The following is a 24909-nucleotide window of genomic DNA, read 5'->3' as shown; positions in this document are numbered from 1 at the left end:
CGTATATTTTCGATTGTGTCGCTTTTCTTTACACATTTTTATTTTCTAATTGTGTAAACTTTTTTCCGTACAAGTCACCGACCGATCTTTGCAACTGTAATCATTTCACAAAAATAATACAAAGAATGAATAAATTACTACTATTTATAATGTTCACGACCGTCATTTTTAGTTGTACAAACGACTACGATCCGGTACTCATTGAAAATTTAGGCATGAAGGAACGGCCTTTGACAATAATAACGAAGGTATTGACAACGAAGTCTCCCAATTTCATACAGGAATTTACAGGAGGATCGGTTATCGGGCTGCATGTAGTGTCGGAAAATACCGGTAACATATATGATAGTAATCCCGATTACAAAAATGTACGGGCAGAGGCCTGTCTAACGGATAATAAACTAAGCTGGCAACAGTCTCCGGAAATCTATCTGCATGAAGAGCCGGTCATGGTCTATGCCTATTATCCCTACCAGTGGCAGGTAAACTTCGATCCGGAAAACATTCCGGTCCGTATATCGGCGGATGCTTCCCTGACAAAAGATTATATGTACGGGATCCAGGCCAGCGGCCAACGAGCGGTCAACCAGGTTTCGCCTGTCGCACTGCTCAATATGAACCATACGCTCTCGCTTTTGAGTTTTCAAATACGCCTTACACCGGAAGCGAAAGGCTGTTTCCTGCTCAACGCCATACAGATCGGAAATAAAGCAGGCGGGACAGCTCTTTGTTTCAGAGGAATGATGAATATAAAAACCGGAAATATCGGCGGATGCGCCGGCACGAATGCTTCCACCCGTTTAAAGCTGGACTCTCCGAACATGCTGAAAACGATACCGGGAGAATCGTTGCAACTAATGGTAATCCCGACATCGCGCATCCGTTCCGACGGAGACGTGGAAGCGCTCTTCACCATCAACGGGAAAACATTCAAATACAAAATTCCTGCCGGAACAAAGTGGGAAAAAGGACAAAGATATATATACAATCTCTTTTTTAACGGGAAGGCCATTACACTTGATAATGTAAGCACAAGCGAGTGGCTTCCGATAGAAAAGAATCTATAAAATTAATTCTGTAATGTAAGTTCTATTTTATGTTTTGGTTATGTATAAAGTTGGTATAATACCAAACTTTATGAACAGCGCCCCGCCCATTTCTCCCTTCTCAACTTATCGCCAACAACACTCCCTTATTCGAATTTAACCAGGGCGGGGCCGCTTTTCATCTTGCAACTATCCCCAATCTCATATTTTTATCTATATTTGTGACCAAGAGCGTACTAAATACATATAAAAATGTCGCAAACGGATATCCATAGTTTTAATGCCTTATACACGCGATACTACAGGAAAGCCTTCTTGTTTACAAAATCGTTTGTACATGATGAATCCGTTGCAGAAGACATTGTTTCCGAATCGCTCATCAAACTATGGGAAAACCTGAAAGAGGAAAATACGGATCATGCAGATGCCCTGTTGCTCACAATCCTCAAAAACAAATCGCTCGACCATCTGAAACACGAGGCGATTAAAGCGGAAGCTATCCATTCGATGAGCAACTTAAACCAACGTGAATTGGAAATACGCATATCCACTTTGCAAGCGTGTGATCCCGAAGAGATATTCTCTGAAGAAGTAAAAAAAATTATTGCAGACACATTAGCGACTCTGCCGGAACAGACACGCCGTATCTTCGTTATGAGCCGTTTCCAGAACAAATCGAACAAAGAGATTGCCGAAGAATTGGGGATTACCGTAAAAGGAGTAGAATACCACATCACAAAAGCCCTCAAGCCGTTACGCATCAGCCTGAAAGACTATCTGCCGATTTTATACTTTTTACTTTTGATCGAATAATATTTCATTTTTCGGTTAGGGTTATTCCCTTTTAAATCGTTTTATAAATATGAGACTGAAAAAAAGCGGTCTCCGGAAAGGAAATTATGGATAAGGAGATATTATATAAATACATTATTGGCGATGCCAGCCCCGAAGAAAAGGAGGCAGTCGTCCGTTGGATAGATGCCGATAAGGAGAATATGAAAGAATATCTCGCCTTGTGTAAACTGCACACAATAACAATCTGGCAACAGGAGCCGGCTCCTGTTGCCTTAGAAATGATTTCTAAGGGGCGGAAGCGATGGGCCTTATGGTCTGCCGGCCGGGAATTGCTGAAAATCGCCGCCATATTTGCCATTGCTTTTTCAGTTGTGTCCATCTATTATAGCAGAACGGAACCGGAAACGGTCCCACAGGAAGCCATCATGCAAACGATTTACGTCCCTGCCGGACAGCGTGCCGAACTGACGCTGTCAGACAGTACCAAAGTATGGCTGAATGCCCGAACAACCCTTACTTTTCCAAGCCATTTCGACGGGAATAACCGGAGTGTCACACTGGATGGCGAAGGTTATTTCGACGTTACCCACAACGAAAGCAAACCGTTTATCGTGAAAACGGAGCAATATGATATAAAGGTTTTAGGGACGGAATTCAATGTCAACGCTTATAAAGGCAATGTCCTATTCGAGACCTCTTTGCTGAAAGGCTCCGTCCGGATAGAATCGGCCAACCATAAGGAAGGCATCCTGCTGGAACCCAACAAAAAGGCCTTCACTGATCACGGACAGTTAAAAACCTCTCCTATCGTCCAATATGATTATTTCCTTTGGAAAGAAGGGCTGATCTGCTTCGATGACAATACCATCGGCGACCTGTTCGAGAAACTGCGACTCTATTTTGATGTCAATATTATCATTGAAAACACTAAGATACTCAACCAGCGCTACACCGGTAAATTCCGGACCAGCGACGGGGTCGAACATGTCCTGAAAACGTTACAGCTACGGACAAAGTTCAAATATGAGAAAAAAGACGATAAAGAAAGTACAATCATAATAAAATAAATAATAGTCATTAACATCTTAAATCTATTTTGCCTATGGAGTAAGTAAAAAAACACGAAAAAGCCGGAATGCGCATCCAACACACTCCGGCTAAGTCAATACCAGACACGCTTTTAAATATCTTAAGTATTAACTAATACAAGGCTATAAATGTATGAAAAATAATTTATACAGGGATTTCTATATCCCATTAAAATTGACTAATAAACATATATTGCGCATTATGAAAATAACCTTTGCATCTCTCTTCATTTTCATAACGGGGCTATTCGCTACGGAGGCCAGCTCGCAAGTTGCCAAAGTTTCCATCAATAGCGAAAACATTAAAATCCAGGCGCTGATCAACCAGATCGAACAGCAGACGGATTACCTGTTTATTTATAACAAGAACGAAGTGGACCTGAATCGCAAGGTTACGGTCAAAGCTGAAAACAAACCTGTGGCAGAAGTCCTTCAGAACATATTCGACAACACGGATATCGTCTATGCCATGCAGGGAAATAACATCATGCTGATGAAAGGGGAAAAAGCCGAAAATCCCATCATCATGCAAACTACGAAAAGAATCACCGGAACGATCACAGACGAATACGGTGAGCCGCTGATCGGCGTAAACGTCTCCGTAGAAGGGACAAGCAACGGAACGATCACAGACGGTTCAGGGCATTTCTCCCTGTCGGCCTCCCCGGGTGAAACCATCCAGATTTCCTACATCGGATATGCGACACGCCGCATTAAATTAGGAAACGAATCGACACTCGACGTCCAGCTGAAAGAAGATACACAGGCGTTGGAAGAGGTCGTAGTGGTAGGTTTCGGTACGCAGAAAAAAGTTAATTTATCCGGTTCCGTAGCTTCCGTTAAGGTTTCTGAGATGGCGGAAAGCCGTCCGATCACGAACCTGTCGAACGCACTGGCAGGTGCTGCAGCCGGTTTGCAGGTGACATCCTCCAACAACCGTCCGGGTGATGACAATGCCAACATTCTGATACGTGGTGTCGGGACATTGAACAACTCGAGCCCGTTAATCATCATTGATGGGGTAGAAGGTACATTGAGTGACGTCAATATCAACAATGTCGAGAATATTTCCATCCTAAAAGACGCTGCATCCTCAGCCATCTACGGCTCCCGGGCTGCTAACGGCGTTATCTTGGTCACTACAAAAACAGGACATACCGGCCGGATGAAACTATCGTACAACGGTTATGTTTCCTTCCAAACCGCACGGAAGAATATTCTGGAACCGATTAGTAACTATGCCGACTACATGGAATACATGAATGAAGGCTATACAAACAGTGACGTCACAGGGCCATATACAGAAGCATCCATTCAGGAATGGCGCGCTGACGCAGGAAAGAATCCGCTAAAATACCCGAATACAAACTGGTTGGATGAAGCCTTCCAGACAGGCGTAGGAAGCAATCACACCGTTTCCATGCAAGGAGGAAGCAATGCTATACAATTCTATGGTTCTTTAGGATATTACAGTAACCCGGGTATCATGGAAAATGCCGGTTACCAACGCTATCATGCCTTGTCTAATATCACAGCCAACATTACAGACTGGTTGAAGATGGGCATTAATTTCAGTGGCTATTATGGTAAAGCAGATCCGGGATCCGGTAGTTTCGGCTGGGCCTATGCGACATCCCCTGCTATGATTTTGAGACATGACGGTAAATTCGGTGGAATGCAAGATCCCCAGGCCGATGTTTCCGAATCAGGTAATAATATGCTTGCAAGCTTATATTCGAAACGTGGAGACAACATCACACGTAACGGTAAAGGACGTTTCTTTGTAACTGTAAATCCAATCAAAGACTTGAGTATTACGGGAAGTATGCTTTATGAATATACCGGAAACAACACAAAAGAGATTCCTGTATTCCATGATTTTTGGAACTTTGCCAACAATACCATCTTAGTTGAAGGTAAAGGACAATCCTACATCAATCAGTCTTCCACCCGTAACGAACGCAACTATATGGATTTAGTGGCCCACTACAACCATCGTTTCTTCTCAGACAAATTCGGTATCGGCGTGATGGCAGGAACAAGCCAGGAACGCTATACGACAGAATGGGAAAATTACGGACGCAAAGATTTATTGGATTTAAGTCTTTCCGTACTGAACGGGGCAAACGGTGAGGTTTCGGCAACAGGAAACAAACAAGTATGGGCTATGCGCTCATATTTCGGACGTATCAACTTGGACTGGGAGAGCAAATACTTGCTTGAATTTAACTTACGTACAGACGGTTCTTCACGCTTCCTGAAAAACGACCGCTGGGGTTGGTTCCCTTCATTCTCTGCAGCTTGGAGAATCAGCGAAGAGTCGTTCATGAAAGAAATAGAATGGATCAGCAATCTAAAGGTTCGCGGTTCATACGGTTCACTGGGTAACAACTCTGTTGGCAATTATGCCGCCCGTTCTACATATGCCAATCGTACGTATATTATTGCAAACACAGTCCAAACAGGCTGGGCAATCACTTCGTTGGCAAACCCGAATCTGACATGGGAGAAGACGAAAGTAGCCGATTTCGGTCTTGATTTCGGAGTGCTGAACAATCGATTAACCGGTACATTTGATTATTTCGACAAACGTACAAGCGGTATCTTGATCCAACTTCCGATACCGAGTGTACATGGTAATGCTTCAGCTCCAACTACCAATGCCGCCAAAGTTTCCAATAAAGGTATCGAATTCACTTTAGGATGGAATGACCATGTGGGAGATTTCTCTTACGGCGTTACACTGAATTACACCCATGTAAAAAACAAGATCAACAAGTTCAAAGGAGATGATTACTCACTGAGCGGATATGATTACATCAAAGAAGGAGGTTCTATCGGAGATATGTATATGTATAAAGCCGACAGGATAATTGCAACCGATGCCGATTTGAAAATTGTCAATGATATGGTTGCAGCCAATCCAAAGGCTTTTGAAGCATTGGGACGCATACCGGAAAAAGGCGACGTGTTGTTCCAGGACATCAACCATGACGGTGTGATCAATACAGAAGACCGCACAGTTACAGGCAATACCAATCCAACCGATTTCTTAGGCTTAAACTTATTTGCAGCCTATAAAGGGATTGACTTATCCATAAGCTTTGACGGTGCGTTCGGTTATCAAGGATATATCAATGAAGGTTATTTCACAACCACAGTTTCCAAAGATCACCAGCTCTCCAAATATGTAGTTGAGAACGCATGGCGGGAAGGACAGACAAGTTCCAAGTACCCACGCCTGTCATCACAAGGCATCATTGCGACCGACAACAACAACACGATATGGATGCAGAACCGCGATTTCTTAAAGATTCGCAATATCCAACTGGGTTATACATTCCCGAAACTTCTCACTCACAAGTTCTTTGTCGAGAAACTCCGTTTATACGGATCGTTGGAAAACTTCTTCACGTTTACAAGTTGGAAAGGTATCGATCCTGAAACAGCGAACTTGGTTTATCCAACCATGCGTCAGGCAGTGGTAGGTGTTAATATTGAATTTTAAGAATAGGGATTATGAAAAACATGAAACGATATTTATTAGGTATATGTGCATGCAGTTTGTTGACCATGACGAGCTGCTATGACTTGGAACAATTGCCTCAAGACGCAGTTGTCATCGACTTCAATGAGCCCCAAAAAGCTTACGAAAGTTTGATTGGCGTGTACCAGTCGCTGAACTCATCCGGAGTCTATAATGGTTTGTACTCGCTGGAATCAGTGACCGATTTAGGCTGGAGCACTAATGGCTGGTGGCCGGCCTACGATAAGTATAATGTCGGTATGGGAATCGCAAACGCCTATTACGGCTCTTTTAGTGATGCCTGGACAGGACAGTATGAGGGTATAGCGAGGGCAAACAACATAATTGCCAATCTGGAGAATAGCACCATATCCGAAGGAATAAGAATACAATATACAGCAGAAGCTCGTTTTTTACGCGCATTATTGTATAATAACTTATTGAATTACTTCGGCGGTGTACCTATCTACGACGAAACATTTACAGGCGATGCCTCCGAAATGAAAAAACCGCGCAATACGGCAGACGAGGTACGTAAATTTGTATTGGACGATTTGGCTTATGCCTGCGAGAATTTACCCAAAACCAGAGGTGATTCCGTCGGATTAGCCTCTGAAGGAGCCGCTTATGCATTACGCGGAAAAGTATATCTTTACAATAAAGAATATGAAAAAGCAAAAGCAGACTTCTTACAAGTCGTCAATGGCGGATACGGATATATACTGAACAGCAGCTACGCCAGTTTATTCCGTCCTGCCGGTTTTGAAGACGGAGCCGATAACTGCAAGGAAATCATCTTTGCTGTAGAAAATATGGGTGGAAGCGCTACGCCTTACGGCTTGAACGTTCAGTTCCTGGGTAACCGTGCATCGTATGGCAGTTGTATTAATACGAATGTGGCATCACAAGAACTGGTAAATATGTATGAATGCACCGATGGCAAGCCCTATGACCGGGACGATTTCTTTAAAAATATCAGTGACGAAGATCTTTATCAGAGCATATTTGACGAAAATGGCCAGAAAGTGGTCACATACCCGCCTGAAGTAGAGAAACTGAAAGCGATGTATGCCCAACGGGATCCGCGTATGGACGCAACAGTCATCCTGCCTTATACAATCTATCGTGGATGGGCAAACAATGAGGCTATCGATTGTGAAATGGTTCTGGCAAAAGATGGTTACTTTTCGTATGAAGGTAACGGCTACGTACGTAATGCATACAATCAGGATACTTATTTGTGGCGCAAATTCGTACAGGAATACGATTGGGGCGGTACGATTTCAGATCGTGCCCATTCACCTGTCAACTGGCCGGTAATACGTTACGCCGATGTACTGCTGATGTTAGCCGAATGCTATAATCAGACCGGAGATCAGGCATCCGCCGTTTCATACATCAATCAAGTACGTGCACGCGTGAATATGCCAGGGTTGAACAGTGGCCCCGCCTGGTTGCAAGCATCAACACAGGATCAAGTATTCGAACGTATCAAACATGAAAGAGCCGTAGAATTTGCTCTTGAAGGAATCCGCTTCTTCGACCTACAGAGGTGGGGAGAATTAGTTGAAAAAACAAACGGAATGAAACAAACCGACATCATGGGACGTTTGGTCGGCGGTGTCAAGACAATCGATTCCAAGTATAATTTATGGGCTATTCCAGGATCTGAAATCGATTTAAATAAGAGTTTGGAACAAAATACCGGTTGGTAAAGAGATTGGATAATTAGGTATTAGTCTTTAAACAACAGGGACGCCCTCCAGGAATGGAGGCGCCCCTGTTTTCATCAAATTAAATAGATAACATCGGTTCAGACCTTGACAAAAGTAAACCGAAGCTTCTTGCATTTACGCATTTCCGGAAGTTCCTCCTGTGGTAGTACTGCTACTTGTTGTTGGAGCGGAAGCACCCTGAACCTGTTTGTCTTCTTCCCAATGGAACGGTTCGAACTCAGTATTCGGATCGACCCATGACGGTTTTTTGGAAGCGTAGATGATAAACGGAGCGGCTATCACAACGATGGCACCGATAATCAGTACGGAGAACCAAACGGTATTGTTACCTGTCGAAATCTGGCTGGGCGGGATAAAGCTCAGGATGAAAGCGAGTAATGAACCGCAGAAACCAAGACCGCCGATAAACCACATCAGGCCATTACCATGTTTGCCGATACGGAACGGACGATTGGCTTTCTTCATCCGGTAGCGTAGTGCGATCGCACCGGAGAACATCAACAGATACATAACCAGGTACAGGATCACCGTCAATTGAGAAAGGATCTGATAGAAACTCTGTACGGAAGGCATCACCACGAACAATAAGCTCAGAAGCGTAACAGCCAATCCCTGGATCAACAGGATATTCTTCTGTACACCCAGCTTGTTTGTTTTCTGGAAGAACGGAGGCAGATAACCGGCTTTTCCCACGGCAAAGATACCTTTTGACGGACCGGCAACCCATGTCAATACACCTGCCAGCACGCCGAATGCCAATGCAATCGCGATAATCGGAGACAACCAGGAAGCATGGATAAACTTGAAGTAATTGTCGAAACCGACCAGCAAACTCTGCGTCAGGTTAATGTCTTTTTCCGGAATGATAATACCTAAAGCAAAAGTTCCCAACACGAAGATAATAACAGTGATCAGCGCACCGATAAACACCGCTTTCGGATAGTTCTTGGTCGGATTTTCCACATCTTTCACGTGGATACCGCCCATCTCCATACCGGCATAAAAGAGGAAGATACTGGATGCCAGCACCAGGTTGTCGAACTTCGTAAAGTCGGGGAAGAAATTACCGTGAAAATCCATATTGGAATGTCCGCCCATAGAGAGATAAACAATACCCAGGATAATCAGCAGGGCTGCCGGGAGGATCGTTCCGACGATACCGCCCACTTTAGCCACTTTACCAACCCAGCTCAATCCCTTCAGAGAGATAAAAGTAGCCAGCCAGTAAATGATCAACACTACCACGAGGGTGTACATTTTGTTTGAAGCTAACACCATGTCGTGTGCATCGTTCATCCCGATAAACGCAATGGAAACGGCGCCGAACGTCAACACGGTCGGATACCAGATCGTACTTTCGATCCACTGCACCCAGATAGCCAGGAAACCCCATTTTTTACCGTAGGCCTCGCCAACCCATCGGAACACACCACCCTGCTTATCCTGGAACATGGCTGCCAACTCGGCCGCCACCAACGAGGTAGGGATTAAAAACACGATCGCTGCAAACAAATAATAAAAGGCTGAGCTCAGTCCATAGACAGCTTCAGCAGGCAGTCCGCGAAGTGAGACGACTGCCGTAACATTCATAATCGCAAGAGTAAAGACTCCAAGTTTTACTGCTTTTCCAATATTTGCCATGAATTTTACTATTAAAATGTGAATTTTGTTTCGTTTAGTTTCGCTTGTATTGACAGTATAACAACTCCTTTTTGTGTTAGTTTGTCAACGGGATGTCAAACTTGGTTAATTAACGAATAAGTGTTAAAAACAAAATCCGCACCTACGCTGTTCCATTCGGTAATACGTAATAATTCAAGACAATGAAGACTGCATTCAATGACTTTTTCTACGAAAAACGGGGCATTTACGGAGTGCTCCATGTAATGATATTACTACTTTCTCTTTTCCTTATCGTCGATGTTTCGATCGACACATTCAACAACATTCCGTTCATCACGCAAACATCTTACCTGAAAACGCAGTTCTGGATTTGCATGTTCTTTATTGCCGATTTTGTGTTGGAGTTTTTGTTATCAAAACATAAATTACATTATCTGCAAACCCACATCATTTTCCTGCTTGTTTCGATTCCCTATCTTAACATTATCGATTATTACGGTTTCACCTTTTCGGCGGAGGTGACCTATTTCCTGCGTTTCATCCCGCTCGTACGCAGTGGATGGGCATTGGCGATCGTGGTAGGCTGGCTGACCTCCAACCGGGCTTCCGGTCTTTTTGTCTCTTACCTGACGATGTTGTTGGCAATGGTCTATTTTTCCAGCCTGATATTCTTCGTCCTCGAACATAAGGTGAACCCGGAAGTCAGGGATTACAGCGATGCCCTCTGGTGGGCTTTCATGGACGTGACAACCGTTGGTTCCAATATCATTGCAATCACGCCTACAGGACGCATTCTATCGGTTCTGCTGGCCGCTCTCGGCATGATGATGTTCCCGATCTTTACCGTCTACGTCACAAGCCTGGTACAAGCCGCAAACAAGAAAAAAGAGGCATTTTACGAGCAAAACAAACCCGAGACGAAACAGACATAAAAAAACGAGCCTCCCGTCTCCCTACAACGTAGGGGCGTGGAGGCTCGCCAACTAAAAGAATAAACCGTTTTAATCGGTGATTGTAAACCGGCTGCTTCCAAAGATGGAAAGACCCAGCTTATTCATTATGTACTTAATAGCCAACTGCGCTTTTACGGAGTTGCCGGAACCATCCAAAGGAGGAGCGAAGGCGGAGATACCGAAGTGTCCGGGCATGATGCCCATCACACCGCCACCGACACCTGTCTTGGCAGGAATACCGGATGTGTACAACCAGTCGCCCGTACGTTCGTAGAAACCGACGGTCGCTACCAGGGAAGTGATCTTCGGGGACAGAGAAGCGTCGAAAACAGCCTTCTTCGTGACCGGATTCACCCCGTCGTTGGCAACAGTCGCTGCGGCGATGGAAAGCTGCTCGGCTGTGATACCTAACGAACACTGGCGGGTATAGAGATCGAGCGACATATCCGGATCGTCATAGATACGGTTGTAGTTCTTCAGCAACCAGGCGATAGAACGGTTATTGAAATTGGTAGCCGATTCGGACTTGTACAGTTCGTCTATCAGCTGCGGAGCACTGCCGCACAGGTCGGTAATGTTGGAAACGATCGCTTCCCACTTCCCGTCAGCATTGCCGATGGGCTGTACCATACTGCAGGCCGTGATCGCTCCGGCATTCACTAACGGAGTAGAAGGATGATCCTTTTCAAGCAGGATCGCCATGATGGAGTTGAAAGGCAGGCCGGTTGCATCGGCCCCGATCATCTCTAACAACTTCTCCGCCCCGTACTGGCGCAATGTTAGGATAGCGGTATGCACCTTCGAAACAGACTCGATACCGAAACGGTAGGAAGAATCGCCCAGCGTAATAGTCTTGCCGTCCAACAGGCAGATACTGATGCCGAACAGATTTTTGTCGATATTAGCCAGATAGGGGATATAATCAGCATTCTTACCGTCCGTATTATTCTTATACTGTTCGTAAGCCTCCTGTGCTACCTCTTTCAGTTGTGAAACAGAAATCTTTTTATCCATAACTACTTTATTTTGTTGATTTGGCACAGCCCGTGTGGGTAAAGACAGAGCCTTTTACTTCCTGGCTCTTATCCTGTGCGATACGTGTCGGCGTCGGATATTCCAGTTTTTCCAGCTCGGCGATAGCAGCACTGATATCACCTAACAACTGGTCTGCCATATCACGGCTGAATCCCTGGCGGACAACGATACGCATGACAACGCACTGTTCGAGGTTTTCAGGCAGCGTGTAAGCCGGAACCATCCATCCGCTCTGTTTCAATTTATCCTGCAAGTCGTACAACGTCCATTTGGCAGTCTTTGCATAATCCGGCTTCAGATACCAGATAAACAACGGGTTCACAACGTCTTTGCTGTAATTCTGGAACGGGGCGAACTTGGCGATTTCAGCATGCAGGTAATCAGCCACAGCCATACTGTTCTGCTGAACTTCTTTGTATCCCTGGAAGCCGAGACGGATAAACTGATAGTATTGTCCCAGGATTTGTGCGGCAGGACGCGAGAAGTTCAAGCCGACCTGGGTGATGTTTGCTCCTAAATAATTCACGCTGAAAGACATGGAACCCGGCAAATATTTCTTGTCTTTCCAGATAACCCAACCTAATCCCGGATATACCAAGCCGTATTTATGTCCGGAAGTACTGATGGAAAGTACCCATTTCAAGCGGAAGTCCCATTTCAGCTCCGGTTTCAGGAACGGCAGGATGAAACCGCCGGAAGCGGCATCCACATGGATAGGAATATCGTAGCCTGTCTTTGTATTGTATTCGTCAAGGGCGGCATCCAATGCTTCCACATCGTCGTTCAGACCGGTCCAGGTAACACCCTGGATGGGAACGATACAGATCGTGTTTTCATCGCAATACTTCAAAGCCTCTTGCGGGTCGAGGGTGATGTGTTCGAGTGTCAGAGGCACCTGGCGCATTTCGATCTGCCACAGTTGGGCGAACTTTTCCCAGACAACCTGGAAACCGGCAGAGATCACAAAATTAGGTTTGTCGGTCGGTTTGCCCTGTGCGATCCTTCTTTCACGCCAGCGTAACCAGGCTGCAACACCCCCCAACATACATGCTTCGGAAGATCCGATAGCCAATGCGCCGGCTTTCCATTTTGCCTGTTCGGGGCTGTTCCACAAATTAGCCATGATGTTGATACATTTGGCATTCATCACAGCGATACGCGGATATTCCGTTTCGTCGATGTAATTGATGTTGATTGCTTCATTCATCAATTTGGTTGCATAATCGTCCATCCAGGTAGTCACGAATGTGGCTAAGTTCAGGCGCGGTTGTGTTTGTGCGTAGGTTTCGTCTTTTACCATCTGATAGGCAATCTCCGAAGTGGTAGGACCATCGGGGATTACATCTACTGGAGCGGGATGCAACATTGCATTCGAGCCAAAGATCGCTGTCTTGGCATCACCTTTTCTAAAATTAGAATCTTCCATGTCTTTTTTGTTTTTAATTATTAATGGCGTTATCGACTTATCTCGGTCGATTGTATGGCAAAAACAGCTGCTATCCGCAATTGTTCTATGTTTTTGGTTAAACATACGACATTTGAGCTTTATTAAAATAATGTTATATAAGAGTGCCAAAATCTACTCGTATTTTAACCTAAAACGACTCTGTAAAAGGATTTTATAAGCATAGTGAACATTCAGAATCCGGATTTGTTTCAATACAATAAATAAATCATAAATCACTATTCACAAACGCTAAAACGAAACGATTATGCGAATACAGACCGGACAGGGGACGATTCCCCTTATTACATTAATAGGTATATGGTCGATATCGGCACTGAATGCGTTGCCCGGCCTGGCTGTGTCTCCTATCTTAGGAAAACTTTCGGCAATCTTTCCGCATTCCACGGAGCTGGATATACAGATGCTTTCGTCGTTACCCTCCCTGCTGATCATTCCTTTTATCATTTTGTCCGGCAAACTGACGGAAAAGGTCAATAATATCTTCCTGTTGCAAGTCGGGCTGGTGATCTTCTCACTGAGCGGTGTCTTGTATCTGGTCTCCACAAAAATGTGGCAACTGATAGCCGTCAGCGCACTGTTAGGAGTCGGTTCCGGGCTGATCGTACCACTCTCCACCGGCTTGATTTCCCGTTTCTTTACCGGGACATACCGTACGAAGCAATTCGGGCTCAGTTCAGCCATTACGAATGTAACGTTAGTGTTAGCAACCGTCCTGACAGGATATCTGGCGGAAGTGAACTGGCATCTGCCGTTCGTCGTCTATCTCTTTCCGTTGATCTCGATCGTCCTTTCATTCTATCTGAAAAAGAATATTTCGCCTTATCCGGCTGTCTCCCCGCAAGCGACACAGAGCCGCACGGGGACGGATACCAACAACAGTTTCGGCAAATTCGGCATACAAATCCGCCACCTGATACAGATTATGCTATTCTACGGATTAGCCACTTATCTGGTCATCATCATCAGTTTCAACCTCCCGTTCCTGATGAAGGAATACCATTTTACCAGCGGCAATTCGGGACTTATGATTTCACTCTTCTTCCTGGCTATCATGGCGCCTGGATTCGTCCTCAACCAGATAGTCTCCTATTTCGGGAAAAAGACCAAGTTTGCCTGTATGCTCTCCATCGCTGCCGGGATGGCGCTTATCCTTGTCTCCCGCACCGAATGGCTGATCGGGCTCGGTTGCATCCTGGCAGGGCTCGGCTACGGCGTCATACAGCCTATTGCCTACGATAAGACAACCCGTACCGCCATACCGGCAAAAGTAACGTTAGCTTTGGCTTTCGTCATGGCCATGAACTACCTGGCGATCCTGCTTTGCCCGTTTATCATTAATGTGTTCAAAGATATGTTCCATATCGAAACGCAACAATTCGCGTTCATTTTTAATATGGTTATCGCACTGGCTGCCGCCGTCTGGGCTTACCTCAAACGGGATTCCTTTTTATTCAACGACAGTTTTAAATCCGCATAACTCAAACAACAGTAGAAAACATGAAAAATAAAATCAGAGAAGCCAATATCAGCCTGGTCATATCCAAAATCTTCAGCGGCTTGAACATGAATGCGCTGAAATATCTGTTACCACTATGGATGAGTCCGTTGACCGGTGTCACACTGCGGTGTACATTCGCAGCCGTCGCCTTCTGGATCATCGGTTTTTTCACCAAACCGGAAACATCCACCCGGAAAGACAAAATACTCCTTTTCCTCTTAGGTGCACTCGGTATCTACGGTTTTATGTTCTTCTACCTGATCGGGTTGAGCAAGACGACACCGGTCTCCAGTTCTATCTTTTCCAGCCTGCAACCGATCTGGGTGTTCATCCTGTCCGTCCTTTTCTTTAAAGAGACAATCACGAAGATGAAAGTAACCGGTATCCTCATCGGGTTGGGAGGCGCACTGCTGTGTATCCTAACACAGAAAAGCGACGATCTGGCCTCGGATGCCCTGACAGGGAATATACTCTGCCTGCTCAGTTCCGTTGCTTATGCCGTCTATCTGATTGCAAGCAACCGCATTCTGAAGAATGTAGGGGTCATGACAATGCTGAGATACACCTTTTCGGGCGCGGCGTTTTCCGGCATCATTGTCTCGGCAATAACCGGATTCGATGCTGCCGTCCTCACCTCTCCGATCCACTGGAAACCGATGGGCGTATTGTTATTTGTCCTGATCTTCCCGACCGTCATCAGTTATCTGCTTGTCCCGATCGGACTGAAATACCTGAAAACAACGCTCGTTGCCATCTATGGCTACCTAATCCTGATTGTGGCAACCATCACCTCCTTAGCATTAGGACAGGACCGCTTCAGCTGGACACAACTGATTGCCATACTGCTTATCTGCTCGAGTGTCTATTTCGTCGAGATAGCAGAAAACAAAGAAAAATGATAAAATCTCAATTTATTTGTAACAACTTTGCAACCACTACCGTCTACTTAATGAACGCTCTTCAATAGCGCGCATTGAATGAGCCGGAACTAACGGAATTAAGTAACGATTAATACATAGAAAGATGAAAAAATACATTGCAATTCTGATTCTCATTCTATTCTGCCAGGCAGGATATAGCCAGAGTATGGACAAGCTGTTCAACGATTTTGCCAAACAGGATAACGTAACCCGCGTAACGGTCGGTCCGTTCCTGATGAAAATAAGCAGTATGTTTACCGAAACGATGGGGGTAAGCAGTATCGAGGTCCTTTCCTTCGATGAATGCGGCAGTACTGTCAAAGAAAATCTCCGCACGGCCATCAAGCAACTGAAAGATCCCAACTTCGAGACAATGGTCACAAGCAACGAAGGCGGCAGCCGTACAAAAGTAATGGTGCGTATCGATAAAGAGATGATCCGCGAGCTGGTAATCCTGACAACCGACGGCGGCGACGATGCTCTGATCCGTATCAAAGGAAAAATCAAACCATCCGATATCGAACGGGTAGTAAACGACCATAAAAATGGACGTTGATAGCTTTAAAAGGCTGTTCCTCCCCCTCCATCCCAAGCTCTTCCGAATTGCCTACGCACTGGTCGAAAACAAAGCCGATGCCGAAGACATCCTGCAAGATGCCTACTATAAGCTATGGAGCCGGCGGGAAGAACTGGCCAATGTTCTAAATCCGGAAGCCTTCTGTGTAACGCTGGTCAAGAACCTCTGCCTCGATTATCTCCGGTCTCCCCGTGCTAACAGGCACGACGGAGACGTCGCAGAGGCCGTCACGCTCTCCACAGATTCTTCGCCGGACAAAGAGCTGGAAATGCAGGATAAAGTAGAGCATATCCGCTACCTGATCAGCCGCCTGCCGGAAAACCAACGGCAAGTTATCCGGCTAAGAGGGATAGACGATTGCTCGATGGACGAAATAGAACAGATCACCGGCCTGAACGCCGTCAACATACGGGTGCTACTCTCCCGGGCACGGAAAATAATCCGGGAACAATTTGATAAATATTATGCACATGAATATGAACGATAAAAATATAGACGAACTGATCAATAAAGCCCTCCAGGAAGAGCAGGCTTTACCGGAAGGACTTTCCCGACGGCTGGAACAGCAGATCGACGCCTGGGCTGTCGCAGAGGAAAAGAAGACTCGTTCATTGACCCGGAGACGTTCTTTATACTGGTTAAGCGGAGTCGCTGCCGTAGCCTTGCTATGTATCGGCATCTTCCGGTATGACGCACCGTCTCACACTCCGGACCGCCTCGCCGACACCTACACCAATCCGAAGGATGCCGCCGCCGTCGCCGAAAAAGCCTTGCTCCTGATGTCGCAGAACCTCAACAAAGGCCTTAGCCAGGTGAACAACGCAGGGCAGGAAATCGATAAAGTAAACAACATATTAAACAAACATTTAAACGATTAATCTTATGAAATACAAAAATATATTCCTGATTTTGTTCCTTTGCTGCACAAGCCTGTGCTTTGCCCAGGATAGACTGTTCGAGAAATATGCCGACATGGACAACGTGACATCCGTCTTCATCTCCAAGAAAATGTTTGAAATGATGCCTAACATAGAGAGTGGCGGCCTCGACCTGATGAACCTGAAAGGAAAAATAAACAACCTCCAGATCCTCACTTCCGAGAAACGGGAAATACGGGATCAGATGCGGAAAGAATTCAGCGGCCTCATCGGCAAATCGCACGAAGAACTGATGCGTGTCAAAGACAACAACACCAAAGCGACCTTCTACATCGAGCAGAAAGGCGACCAGATAAACGAAATGATCATGCTGGCCGATACGGAATCCGAATACGTCATCATCCGCCTGACGGGAAAATTTACACTGCAAGACATACAGAACGTTGCAAACAGTTTTTCAAAAGAGAATGAAAAGAATATAAGTATCAGCTACTAATAAACGTATCCCTTCAACCATTAGCACATTATTTTTCTTCTTTTTCTTTGTTTATTGAAAACTAAGGCCTACTTTTGCCTCCATGTACACCTGCATGGCGTTGCGGGTCAATGCGTTTTATTAGATAAACGAGAAGCGTTTTTAAGATATTATCCTATCATTGAAATCTCGACAATTTCAGGTTGTATGGGTAATAGACAACAAAACGCTCGCGTTCCTTTCCTTGTTATATAGGCATGCGCCAGCATGCACGCATATACAAGCAAAAAGGGCGTGGGCTGTTGTTTATATCATACAACCGGGCAGTCGAGAGCCTCAATGATAGATATATCAACAGTTCCCACGCCTCTTTTATTATGCAAAAACCATCCAGTCCGGGAATTGATGGATATCAAAAACAAAACAAACATGAGAAGGGTAAATTTACTCAAAAGGACATGTATGCTGGCTGCCTTTATGGTGCTGGCGGGTATCGGGTGGATCATGGCAGAAGCCATACCGGAACCTTTAACCATTTATGTAGATGCCGGAAGTGAAGCCGGAGATTCGGCAGACGGAACGGAAGCCTTACCGTATGCAACTCTGTCGGCGGCTATCGATGCGGCAAATGCAGCTGCGGATGCAAGTGCTGTTACCATCCTGGTTGCCGAAGGAACGTACGGAAGCGCAGATGCGATTGTATCGATGGGATCATTGACAAAAGCCGGAACAACGATCCAACCCAAAGAGGGCACAACAAAACGTCCGGTTGTGTATGGTTCATTCCATTTATTGGCAAACGACTGTGCGATCAATGGCCTGGAAATCCATATTAAAGGTGGAGATGAGAGTGTTTTGACTAAAAACGCAATCGATGTTGTTGCTAAATCGGCAACTATTCGGGAAAACGAATTTGTCATGGAAGCTAACACCAGCGGGACGAAAGTTGGAAACGGTGTGAATATCTGGCCATACGGCGATGGAGAGGTAAACTATAATATTACCAACAACGTTTTCCATATGTTTAATGATAGAACCGAGGGATGGAGTTCTACGGCTCTATTGGTTACGGAGGAATCTTCATTGGCACGCTTTGGAGATAGCTTCTCGGATAAAAGCTCAACTACGGTTGTCATCCCAAACGAGATCGACCTTTGGAAGAATAACACTTTCATGAACTGCTATCTGGATTATGGACGCAGCAACTGGAATTACAGTGGTGCGACAAACGCAGCCGGAAAAGCCCCTTTGCGCCAATTCAGTTGCGTAAGCAATAATCCGGCATCGCTGCATACAGCTGTAAATTACTCGGTGGCCGGCGCTCCGATCTATGTGGCCGGCGAATTTGATTTGTCCGTAAAAGATGAAGAAGCCAACACACATTATTGGACTATCCCGACAGGTATTAAGGTGCAAGGGCTGGATGCCGACAACAAGGCCGTGTTCAACAACTGCAACCTGTTGGTCAAAGCCGAAGATGTTACGCTGGCAAACCTGAAACTGAACCAGAACAGCTACGGTTTCAAGGTATGGGAAAAGAGTGCCGTAGTTGCCGTTGCCGACAAGATCACGATTGACAACTGCGACTTTACCGGTGGCGTATCGGCCAACACTTATGTTGCAAACGGCTTGATGCTGTATCCGCAAAATACATCTGTCACCTATACTGTAAAGAACAACACATTTACCAATTACAATTTTACGGCAACAGATAAATCTACATCAACAGCCATAATCCTGCGCGACAACAAACAATTGACATTGCCGGACGGGACAACAAAGACAACAGATGCGACTGTGACTTATGATGCTGCCGCAGAAAAAGCAATTGCCGAAGCAAACACGTACACTGATTGTTTCTACAGCTATCTGCACTGGACCGGCGATAAGTATGTCTACGCACAAATCGAATCTGCCGAGGGTGTTGTAGATGCATTGCCAATGGCAAAAGGTACTAAAGGCACAATCGTATCCAAGAATACGACATTGGATGCTGTTATGGCTTTAGTAAATAAGAATACAGAACTTACCCTCCCTTCAGACGCCATCATGGAATTGGCAGATGCTTATCTGTACACCAATGCCACGACAGCCGGAAGTGCTTCCACGACCGACAAATTAGTTACTTATATTACCGGAACAGAACGCCCGTTTACGCTGATGTTGGGTAAAACGGCTGACACCTATTATGTATCCGTAGAAGGCGCAGGCAAGAAAGACGGTAGTTCTGCCGAAAACGCACTGCCTGCCAAGTTCCTGCAAGGGGCGATCAACGCTGCAACAGCAGACGTGAAACTGGCTGCCGGAGAATATATCGGCAACTTCGTTATGAAAGCCGGTGTTAATGTAACCGGAGCAGTAGATGGCAACGGCAAACCGGCTTCTATCTTGAACGGCGCCGCCGAAGGACGTGTGGTTTCTTATAAGGCAGATGCCAAATATGATGGTGCTGCATTTACAGAATCAGGCTTGACAAACGCTACCACTTGGAGCAACCTAATGATCACAAACGGTAAAGCCGACGATGCTGCCGGTGCAATTATTACAAAGAATGTAACATTGAAGAATTGCGAAATCAGTACAAACGTAACTACTGGCAAGGCCGGTGGCGTGATGTGCTACATGGGCGGTGTGATCGACGGATGTCTGATCCATAATAACGAAGCCGTGAAAGGTGGTGGTGGCGTTGTCATGCACTATGCCGGTATGATCCAGAACAGCGAAGTCTACAGCAATATATCTAAGGGTGAAGACATAACCGCACATTCGGGAGGTATCAGTACTCGCGTGAAGATCGACGGTATAAATGACGCGAACAGCAAGATGGAAATCATAAATTGCAAAGTCTATGACAATGAAGCATTCTTGACCGGTGGTGTTACCCTGAACGGCCAAACGACAATGGTTAACACATTGGTTTACGGAAACCGGACAACCGGAACTGTAGGCTTACCTGATGCTGCAAAAAATACTGATGCTGTACAAGGCGCTGTTACATTCTCCGTTGCCGGAGCACAGATGATTAACTGTACGGTTTGGGGCAATACCGCAGCAAGCGACAAGGCCGAACCGAACGTTTCCGTATTTGAAAACAGCAACGGTATTGTCAAGAACAGTATCATGGAATCCGTAACAACATCCACTGGTGTTTCAATCACTTACAGCGCAAGCGCTTCGCTGGAAACAGATGCAGCGACAACTCACAATGTAAAGTTAGAAGGTAACCCGTTTGAAGAAGGTTCCTATGAACTGGCAGCCAAGATTGGCGAAGCTGTCAATCCATGTATCAACGGCGGTTCAAACGCTGCCTATATTGCTACTTATCCGAAGACAGACCTGGCCGGTAAAACCCGTATTCAAGGTTTAGTTGAAAGTGTAGCCACTATCGACATGGGCACTTTCGAGTTTGTAAAAGTAACAGAACCGGTAAATGATGCCGATGGTTTGGCTGATGCCGTTAAGGGCAATGAACCGGAAATTATCTTGTCAGATAATGTAGAGTTGGATGATGTAGAGTTGACTGTTTCTGCAACAACTGTTATTAAATCCGCAGACCCGAATCAACCGGTTTCTATCACAGTAGCAAGTGATAAAACAGCCTTTACGACAGTGGAAGGTGCCGAACTGACATTGGAAAACATCAATATTGTGGTAGCAGAAGGTGCAACAACAACTCCGAAAGCAATCAATGTTGCAGCAAGCTCAACCGTTAATCTGGAAGGTGCCCATGTAGAGGGCGCAACCGTTGAAGTATCAGGCGAGTTGAATCTGACAAATAGCGGATTCAAGGCAGACGCAGAAACTGCCGCTCTCGATATAAAAGGAACAGGTGTTGTTGTTATCGAAGGCGCTGAATTTGTCGGCAAAGCAATCACAGCAACCAGTGGCGCAACCTTTACTTTAAGCGGCTGTAACTTCGTGAACGTATCGACAAAATCAGCTTCGGGATTACTTTCCGAAGTGATCGCAGCAGGCGATGCTAACGCAACGATCGACCGTTGTAAATTTGTCGGTATCGTAGGCGAAGGTGCAATCATTTCCGGTAAAAAAGTTACGGTTTCTAACTGTCTGTTCTACAACAATGGCAATATGAAGTTGATGGATATTGCAGAAAGTTCTACTGTTTCCATTATCAACAATACGTTTGTAAATGCAACCGATGCAGACAATGCAGAGCCTGTAATCACAATTGCAGCTACTCAGACAAATGTAAATATCAAGAATAATATCCTCTGGACGGTTGCCGATGAAGCAATAGAAAATAGTGCATCAAGTAATGTTGTGATTTCTCACAACGCACTGAAAACCGCAGCTACTGTTGAAACGAACAGTCTGAAACTTGCCACTTTCGATTACATCAAGTTCGACAATACAAACTATAAGTATCAATTGCACAAAGATTCTCCTGTTGCCAAAGCACAGGGTGACATCACCGGTATCACTGAAGATGCCATGGATATTTTAGGCGATGCACGTCTAACCGACGACGGCACGAATAAAACTGTTCACCTCGGCGCCTATGAATCCGTTTACACCCCGACAACAGGTGGTGGAAGTACAGGTGGCGGCACTGGCGACACGACTCCGGACGCAACCGGTATCAAGTTGGATAAGACAACCTTGACATTAGCACGCCTGCAATCTTACACATTGGTTGCAACTGTTGAACCGGCAGCTGCCGGCGGTGTGAAGTGGACAAGCACAGATCCGTCTATTGCCACAGTCGACGCCAACGGTAAAGTAACAGCTGTCAAAGTAGGCCAGGCAACCATTATTGCCACAGCCATCAACGGCGGTCTGACCGCTCTTTGCCAGGTAACAGTAGACTTTGCAACAGGTGTTGAAGAGGCTCTTGCCGAATCGGCAATCTTCGGTCGCGAAGGCGGTATCCAAATCCAGCCGGCCACACCGGTTGAAATGATTATTGTCAACATGGCGGGAACAGTCGTTGCCCATCGCACGATCAGCCAGGCAGAAACGATCTCTGTTCCGAAAGGAATCTATATCGTTCGCCTGAGCAGTGGCGGCCATGTGTTGACACAGAAAGTAAACGTCCGATAAAGACGCGCATTTATATTAAGTAATCTTCGATTTTTCGTAGATTAAGCTTTTTAGTTAAAGTGAATGGGAAAGGGAGGCCGTGAGGTTTCCCTTTCTGCTTTCATAGGCTGATGCCGCTAAATGATGATTTATTGTGGAAAATTTGGCAAGAAGTGAAACAAATCGGCCGGGTTATCAAACAAGTAACAACCCGGCTGATTCAATTAGTTAGCATTGAAAATCACAATCCGTTAATTTCCTCTACCGACAAACCGGTACATTGCGCAATCGTTTCAATATTGATCCCCTGTTTTTTAAAATTGGCAGCAATAAGACGTTGTTCTTCGATTTTGCCTTCCGCTTTACCTTTCTCTATTCCTTTCTCCATCCCATCTTCAAAACTTGTATCAAGGGCAGCAGAAAGGTCACGCTCGACGGAAAGGCTTAATTCATATTCCAGACGTTGGTCGGGGGTCATGCGCTCTACCTCCACGATGCTTTTCAGCTTGCGGAATATCTGATTGTTCAGTTCTTGGGGTAATCGTTCCATGATCTCGATGTTATTTAAAACGTATAACCACTTCTTATAAAGCGTGTCGCACTCATGCAAAGGTAATATTATATTTATATGGAATGAAAAGAAAGAATCCATTTTCGTGTTTATGGTTATAGCGCCGGGAGTATCAGTTTCCCCTCTTGAGAGAGGATAAGGGGTGTGTTATCTTTCTGTCTATCAAAGAAAATTCACACACCCCCTGCCCCCTCTCGAGAGGGGAAGGAGTTACCACCGGTCGATATAAACACACCGATAAATCATCATTTATAGCTCACTTTTGACAAGTTTTGAACCTCCTACAAATTTAAATAATTACAATAACCCCCTTCCCGGGATGTTTTTCTATTTCGTCCGAAAAGTCGATCGATTTTGAATTGACTTTTTTCATGGTTTTAGCCTGTTCGACTGACAACAGAGGAGATGAGGTGCGCAGCCCATTCCGAAAAGTGTGCAATTTGATTACCGAAAACCGGAAACACTGGCAAAGTGATAAACCTTAACTCCCGGAGAATCGAATATTCGCGAACGAAGACGGGCTGCGTTCCAAATATCCCAAGGAAATTTTGGAGGCTTGTTGCCGTGAGGTGCGCAGAAAATTGCCGTGACCCGGCACTTCATCGCTCTGAAGGTTGACTTCGTACTATATGAAGTCCGACTTCAGGGCAATAAAGTTCCGAATCAGAGCGATAAAGTCCCTCTTCGCTGCGTTAAGGTTCCGGATCATAAGAAAAAGCCCCTTTTTGACGGCTGAAAAGTGGATTGACATTTGTTCGGTTTCGGATGTTTTTTTACCCTGAAAAACACGTTTTATACAATAAGCCCTCCGCCGCAGGCTCTCTTTTGCCGTTTCGTTTTAACGAACGGTTTTAGAGCTTAGAGGCAAAGCCTTTTCCTCTGTGGACTTCAGAAGGATGTGTCAAAAGTCCTATTTATAGCGTCTGTGTCCTGGCGGGCCTGACCCGCCATCTCATCCTAATCACTGTAATCAGTTTAGTATAAGGTTGCGGGGCAAGCCCGCAATGACACGCTAAAGCGTTAGAACTTACTTTTGACACATCCCCCAAAAGAGAGCCTGCGGCAGGGGGACTTATTGTATAAAACGTATTTTTCAGGTCCAGAAGGCATCCGAAACAAAACAAATGTTAATCCGTTTTTTTGAGCTCAAAAATGCACTTTTTCCCCTTTTCCGGGAGTTTTTCGCCATCACGACCGTCCTCTTTGCCATTGCGACCGTGCTAATCTTTGCGAGGTGCCGAGTGCACGGACCATTAGGACGGTCGCAATGGCGATTATGACCGTCTTCTTTTGAAAAACGACCGTCCTCACGGCAAAAAACCATGAAAATTTCCTTGGGATATTTGGAACGCCGTCCGTTTTATTTTGCTACAGGCGATTCTCCGGGAGTTAAGGTTTATCACTTTGCCAGTATTTTCGCCTTTCTACAATCAAACTGCACGCTTTTGGGAATTGTCTCGGCACCTCATTTTGTCCGGTGTCAGCCGGACAAGTTAAAACCGTGAAAAGAGTCAACCCAAAATAGATCAACTTTTCAGATGAAATAGAAAAACAGCACAAAAGGGGGGTTATTGTATTTCTCCCGATTTGCGGAAGATTCAGAATCCGCTAAAATATGAATTATTATACCAGGGTGAAAGGGAAGTTTTTTTAATGGAAAGAAGACCTTAGTCCTGGTAG

17 protein-coding genes are annotated in these 24909 nt (G+C 45.4%); 13 read left to right on the top strand and 4 right to left on the bottom strand.

Features of this window, described 5'->3' with window-relative positions; all coding sequences use genetic code 11:
* Window positions 1-125 precede the first annotated feature (125 nt).
* From DWU89_RS18220 to DWU89_RS18200, 5 genes are all read left to right on the top strand, one after another.
* On the top strand, window positions 126-1067 hold the full coding sequence (locus tag DWU89_RS18220) for a fimbrillin family protein (protein WP_167451724.1): 942 nt from the start codon (window positions 126-128) through the stop codon (window positions 1065-1067).
* Window positions 1068-1298: 231 nt separating this feature from the next.
* Entirely contained in the window at window positions 1299-1859 is a 561-nt protein-coding gene (locus tag DWU89_RS18215) for an RNA polymerase sigma-70 factor (protein ID WP_115501060.1), read from the top strand.
* 86 nt (window positions 1860-1945) lie between these two features.
* On the top strand, window positions 1946-2908 hold the full coding sequence (locus DWU89_RS18210) for a FecR family protein (protein ID WP_115501059.1): 963 nt from the start codon (window positions 1946-1948) through the stop codon (window positions 2906-2908).
* A gap of 223 nt (window positions 2909-3131) precedes the next feature.
* On the top strand, window positions 3132-6437 hold the full coding sequence (locus tag DWU89_RS18205; RefSeq protein WP_244205943.1) for a TonB-dependent receptor: 3306 nt from the start codon (window positions 3132-3134) through the stop codon (window positions 6435-6437).
* Window positions 6438-6448: 11 nt separating this feature from the next.
* Window positions 6449-8170: a RagB/SusD family nutrient uptake outer membrane protein gene (locus DWU89_RS18200; protein WP_115501057.1), complete on the top strand. Its 1722-nt coding sequence runs from the start codon at window positions 6449-6451 to the stop codon at window positions 8168-8170.
* Between the two features lie 135 nt (window positions 8171-8305).
* Here DWU89_RS18200 and gadC read toward each other — a convergent pair whose 3' ends face one another.
* Window positions 8306-9832: a putative glutamine/gamma-aminobutyrate antiporter GadC gene (gene gadC / locus DWU89_RS18195; protein WP_115501056.1), complete on the bottom strand. Its 1527-nt coding sequence runs from the start codon at window positions 9830-9832 to the stop codon at window positions 8306-8308.
* A 182-nt stretch (window positions 9833-10014) separates the two neighbouring features.
* Here gadC and DWU89_RS18190 point away from each other — a divergent pair, with 182 nt between their 5' ends.
* The gene (locus tag DWU89_RS18190; RefSeq protein WP_115501055.1) at window positions 10015-10746 is read left to right on the top strand and encodes a potassium channel family protein; all 732 of its coding nucleotides are present in this window, start codon (window positions 10015-10017) and stop codon (window positions 10744-10746) included.
* 69 nt (window positions 10747-10815) lie between these two features.
* Here the strand turns inward: DWU89_RS18190 and glsA are convergent, their stop codons facing one another.
* Together glsA and DWU89_RS18180 are read right to left on the bottom strand one after the other, a co-directional pair.
* Window positions 10816-11781, bottom strand: a complete 966-nt coding sequence (gene glsA / locus DWU89_RS18185) for a glutaminase A (protein WP_115501054.1) — start codon at window positions 11779-11781, stop codon at window positions 10816-10818.
* A 7-nt stretch (window positions 11782-11788) separates the two neighbouring features.
* Window positions 11789-13228 carry a glutamate decarboxylase gene (locus DWU89_RS18180; protein ID WP_115501053.1) on the bottom strand — a complete coding sequence of 480 codons (1440 nt, stop codon included), beginning with the start codon at window positions 13226-13228 and terminating at the stop codon, window positions 11789-11791.
* 286 nt (window positions 13229-13514) lie between these two features.
* Here DWU89_RS18180 and DWU89_RS18175 point away from each other — a divergent pair, with 286 nt between their 5' ends.
* The 7 genes from DWU89_RS18175 (at window position 13515) to DWU89_RS18145 (ending at window position 22679) form a co-directional block, all read left to right on the top strand.
* A complete protein-coding gene (locus DWU89_RS18175) occupies window positions 13515-14747 on the top strand; it encodes an MFS transporter (RefSeq protein WP_115501052.1) in 1233 nt (410 codons plus the stop codon).
* 20 nt (window positions 14748-14767) lie between these two features.
* Entirely contained in the window at window positions 14768-15667 is a 900-nt protein-coding gene (locus DWU89_RS18170; RefSeq protein ID WP_115501051.1) for a DMT family transporter, read from the top strand.
* A 124-nt stretch (window positions 15668-15791) separates the two neighbouring features.
* Window positions 15792-16244, top strand: a complete 453-nt coding sequence (locus DWU89_RS18165; RefSeq protein WP_115501050.1) for a DUF4252 domain-containing protein — start codon at window positions 15792-15794, stop codon at window positions 16242-16244.
* A complete protein-coding gene (locus DWU89_RS18160) occupies window positions 16234-16752 on the top strand; it encodes an RNA polymerase sigma factor (protein WP_115501049.1) in 519 nt (172 codons plus the stop codon). The genes DWU89_RS18165 and DWU89_RS18160 overlap by 11 nt, the downstream gene beginning before the upstream one ends.
* On the top strand, window positions 16742-17143 hold the full coding sequence (locus DWU89_RS18155) for a hypothetical protein (RefSeq protein ID WP_187574950.1): 402 nt from the start codon (window positions 16742-16744) through the stop codon (window positions 17141-17143). Before DWU89_RS18160 ends, DWU89_RS18155 begins: the two co-directional genes overlap by 11 nt.
* A gap of 4 nt (window positions 17144-17147) precedes the next feature.
* Window positions 17148-17639: a DUF4252 domain-containing protein gene (locus DWU89_RS18150; protein ID WP_115501047.1), complete on the top strand. Its 492-nt coding sequence runs from the start codon at window positions 17148-17150 to the stop codon at window positions 17637-17639.
* A gap of 408 nt (window positions 17640-18047) precedes the next feature.
* On the top strand, window positions 18048-22679 hold the full coding sequence (locus tag DWU89_RS18145; protein WP_147292145.1) for an Ig-like domain-containing protein: 4632 nt from the start codon (window positions 18048-18050) through the stop codon (window positions 22677-22679).
* A 220-nt stretch (window positions 22680-22899) separates the two neighbouring features.
* Here DWU89_RS18145 and DWU89_RS18140 read toward each other — a convergent pair whose 3' ends face one another.
* The gene (locus tag DWU89_RS18140) at window positions 22900-23310 is read right to left on the bottom strand and encodes a PD-(D/E)XK nuclease family transposase (protein WP_262405932.1); all 411 of its coding nucleotides are present in this window, start codon (window positions 23308-23310) and stop codon (window positions 22900-22902) included.
* Window positions 23311-24909: the final 1599 nt, after the last annotated feature.

Origin of the sequence: Parabacteroides acidifaciens, from assembly GCF_003363715.1 — a bacterium.
GTDB classification, from domain to species: domain Bacteria; phylum Bacteroidota; class Bacteroidia; order Bacteroidales; family Tannerellaceae; genus Parabacteroides; species Parabacteroides acidifaciens.
Note: the sequence above shows the minus strand (reverse complement) of the source record. Positions and strands in the feature narration are given on the sequence as shown.

Bases quoted from the DNA above. Each gene is read 5' to 3' on its own strand.
- DWU89_RS18220 (WP_167451724.1), top strand. From the start codon at position 126: ATGAATAAATTACTACTATTTATAATGTTCACGACCGTCATTTTTAGT.
- DWU89_RS18215 (WP_115501060.1), top strand. From the start codon at position 1,299: ATGTCGCAAACGGATATCCATAGTTTTAATGCCTTATACACGCGATAC.
- DWU89_RS18210 (WP_115501059.1), top strand. From the start codon at position 1,946: ATGGATAAGGAGATATTATATAAATACATTATTGGCGATGCCAGCCCC.
- DWU89_RS18205 (WP_244205943.1), top strand. From the start codon at position 3,132: ATGAAAATAACCTTTGCATCTCTCTTCATTTTCATAACGGGGCTATTC.
- DWU89_RS18200 (WP_115501057.1), top strand. From the start codon at position 6,449: ATGAAAAACATGAAACGATATTTATTAGGTATATGTGCATGCAGTTTG.
- gadC (WP_115501056.1), bottom strand. From the start codon at position 9,832: ATGGCAAATATTGGAAAAGCAGTAAAACTTGGAGTCTTTACTCTTGCG.
- DWU89_RS18190 (WP_115501055.1), top strand. From the start codon at position 10,015: ATGAAGACTGCATTCAATGACTTTTTCTACGAAAAACGGGGCATTTAC.
- glsA (WP_115501054.1), bottom strand. From the start codon at position 11,781: ATGGATAAAAAGATTTCTGTTTCACAACTGAAAGAGGTAGCACAGGAG.
- DWU89_RS18180 (WP_115501053.1), bottom strand. From the start codon at position 13,228: ATGGAAGATTCTAATTTTAGAAAAGGTGATGCCAAGACAGCGATCTTT.
- DWU89_RS18175 (WP_115501052.1), top strand. From the start codon at position 13,515: ATGCGAATACAGACCGGACAGGGGACGATTCCCCTTATTACATTAATA.
- DWU89_RS18170 (WP_115501051.1), top strand. From the start codon at position 14,768: ATGAAAAATAAAATCAGAGAAGCCAATATCAGCCTGGTCATATCCAAA.
- DWU89_RS18165 (WP_115501050.1), top strand. From the start codon at position 15,792: ATGAAAAAATACATTGCAATTCTGATTCTCATTCTATTCTGCCAGGCA.
- DWU89_RS18160 (WP_115501049.1), top strand. From the start codon at position 16,234: ATGGACGTTGATAGCTTTAAAAGGCTGTTCCTCCCCCTCCATCCCAAG.
- DWU89_RS18155 (WP_187574950.1), top strand. From the start codon at position 16,742: ATGAACGATAAAAATATAGACGAACTGATCAATAAAGCCCTCCAGGAA.
- DWU89_RS18150 (WP_115501047.1), top strand. From the start codon at position 17,148: ATGAAATACAAAAATATATTCCTGATTTTGTTCCTTTGCTGCACAAGC.
- DWU89_RS18145 (WP_147292145.1), top strand. From the start codon at position 18,048: ATGAGAAGGGTAAATTTACTCAAAAGGACATGTATGCTGGCTGCCTTT.
- DWU89_RS18140 (WP_262405932.1), bottom strand. From the start codon at position 23,310: ATGGATTCTTTCTTTTCATTCCATATAAATATAATATTACCTTTGCAT.